Origin of the sequence: Bacillus sp. CGMCC 1.60114, assembly GCF_042676365.1 — a bacterium.
Classification (GTDB): Bacteria; Bacillota; Bacilli; order Bacillales; family Bacillaceae_G; genus Bacillus_A; species Bacillus_A rhizoplanae_A.
Window position 1 is genome coordinate 1 of the sequence record NZ_JBHTHG010000095.1, and the last position, 705, is coordinate 705.

Here is a 705-nt window from a genome sequence, read left to right on the forward strand (position 1 = left end):
TTCTGATACAATCATTCTAGCAATTCACGGTGGAAAAATCGAATCTGGAACTGACCAAATAGCAAAAAAAGTTGCCCTAGGTGATTACAGTTACTACATATTTAATGCTATAAAAGATGACGACTTTAAAAACGATGGGCGAAATGATTTGCATCTAACTTCTACCCATTATGACGACCCAATAGCTTTGAAAATGGTAGCACAAAAGAACAAAGTTGTTTCTATTCATGGTGCGGAAGGAACAGAAAAACTAGTTTACATGGGCGGACTTGATGTGAAATTAAAGGATAAGATTGAGGGAAAATTGTCCAGCGCAGGTTTCAGTACTGGTATACGTGACGATCTCAAGGGGACCAACCCGATGAATATCGTAAATAGGGGTAAAACTTTAAAAGGTGCACAATTGGAGATCACCGGTGCTTTGCGTACTGAACTTGAGAATGATAATTCTAAGATGGAGAAATTTAGTAATGCTATTCGATCAGCAATAGCCGAGTAAAAATGATAGTGATTTCCGTACAATTTAAGCTTTTGTAATTTCGTAGAAATGATGGAAGAGCAGGGACAATCTATCCCTCATACGATCATTATACGATGGATACATCAGTATGGTTCTGAATTGAACAAGCGGATACGTCGTCAATTAAAGAAAGTTAATGATTCTTGGTGAGTTGATGAAACGTATATCAAGGTAAAATCGCAATG

Annotated in this window: 1 protein-coding gene and 1 pseudogene; both read left to right on the plus strand. The window is 37.2% G+C overall.

The features are described 5' to 3' along the window. Positions 1–499: poly-gamma-glutamate hydrolase family protein (locus ACFQZ1_RS14515; RefSeq protein WP_377882899.1), on the plus strand; the 499-nt coding region annotated here is incomplete at its 5' end. Positions 500–517: 18 nt separating this feature from the next. Then, positions 518–667 (plus strand): annotated as a pseudogene (locus ACFQZ1_RS14520) (IS6 family transposase); the annotation flags it as partial. Positions 668–705 lie beyond the last annotated feature (38 nt).